Origin of the sequence: Pantoea sp. ME81 (genome assembly GCF_903970985.1) — a bacterium.
Taxonomy (GTDB): domain Bacteria; phylum Pseudomonadota; class Gammaproteobacteria; order Enterobacterales; family Enterobacteriaceae; genus Pantoea; species Pantoea communis.
This window is the reverse complement of the sequence record NZ_CAJCKS010000345.1, coordinates 1-1575: the sequence shown is the minus strand read 5'-3', so window position 1 is coordinate 1575 and position 1575 is coordinate 1. Positions and strand designations below refer to the sequence as shown.

Below are 1575 nucleotides of genomic sequence, written 5' to 3'. Positions count from 1 at the left end.
TTCCCAGGTGCTCAACCAGGTAATAAACACCGCCACGCAGTAGATCACCGAGAAGATGACGCCGGTCAGCGTGTAGGTAATGGCGTTGTCTTTGCCGGTATAGGTCATGATGATGCCCGGCACTGAGACGGCAAGAAAACTGCCAAGCGCCGAGAACATCAGGCGCACGCCCGAAAGACGCGTGCGCTCGCTAAAGCGATTGGTCATCTCCGAGGACAAGGTTTCCCACGGCACCAGCACCATTGCCGACAGCAGCTCGATGGTGAGATACGTGCCGAGATAGTACCAGTAGCCCATATCCGTCACCCACAAAGCGCCATACAGCAGCATCAAGGGAGAGGAGATCAGCAGGAAGAAACGGCGGCGGCCAAATTTACGCCCCAGCCAGGTGTTGCCGAAGTTGTCAGTAATGTAGCCCATGATCGGGCTTAATATCGCATCGATGACGCGGGCGATGGCAAATATCGAGCCCGCTTCAAACACCGATAATCCGCAGTAGGTGGTATAGAAAAACAGCAACCAGGTGCCAATCACCGCAAAGGCACCGCCGCCAAAGAGATCCGTCAGGCCGTAGCCGATCGCGACGCCATAACCGACGCGACGTTCTGTAGGTTTAACCATCGATCCGATTCCTGTTCTGGTAGGGTATGTAATAGCGGCAAGGTGCTATGCCCTGCCGCCGTTGTTATCAACAGAATTGGAAATCAACTGAATAAACGAATGCGTTATCCGGCGTTGGCGAGCATCTGTGCTTTCACACACAATTCCGCCGCTTTGAAAGCATGCGTTTGCGTCATCGCATGCTCGGTGCGATGGAGACAGTCATTGATGAGCTGTCCAAAGAACGGGAAGCCGACTTCGCCGGAAACGGCATAGCGGAACTCTCCTTCTTTGTTCACCAGATACACCACATCCTGCTCGCCACGTGTGAGATCGGTGTATTTGCGGATCTCGATATAACCGTCGGTACCAAGCAGCGTCATGCGCCCATCACCCCAGGTGGATAAGCCATCCGGCGTAAACCAGTCGCAGCGGAAGTAGCCAGTGGCGCCGTTCTCGCCCGCCAGCATCGCATCGCCAAAGTCCTCAAATTGCGGGTGCTGTGGATGGCGGAAATTCCGCACCTGGCTCGCCACCACCGTGGCGTCGCTGTTGCCGGTGTAGTAGAGGAATTGCTCAATTTGATGGCTGCCGATGTCACACAGGATGCCGCCGAAATAGCGACGCTGATAGAACCAGTCGGGCCGTCCGGTGCCTTCACGATGTGGACCCGTGCCAAGGGTTTGTACCACCTGCCCGATAGCCCCTTTTTCCACCAATTGCCCGGCAAACACCGCGCTCTCCACGTGCAGACGTTCGCTGTAATACACCGCATATTTGCGCCCGGTTTTAGCGCACATCGCTTTGGCGTCTTCCAGCTGTTCCAGGCTGGTGAGCGGGGCTTTATCCGTGAAGTAATCCTTGCCCGCTGCCATCACTTTCAGCCCCAGCGCACAGCGTTCCGAGGGAATCGCCGCGCCTGCCACCAGTTGTACCTGCGTATCGGCCAGAATGGTCTCCAGCGAATCGGCGATC

Annotated in this window: 2 protein-coding genes; both read right to left on the bottom strand. The window is 56.4% G+C overall.

All coding sequences use genetic code 11. The annotated features are described in order from the left end of the window. The coding region (locus tag H7A81_RS27205; RefSeq protein WP_182059331.1) for an MFS transporter at window positions 1-621 on the bottom strand (621 nt) is incomplete at its 3' end. Window positions 622-725: 104 nt separating this feature from the next. Further along, window positions 726-1575: Gfo/Idh/MocA family protein (locus H7A81_RS27200; protein ID WP_182059330.1), on the bottom strand; the 850-nt coding region annotated here is incomplete at its 5' end.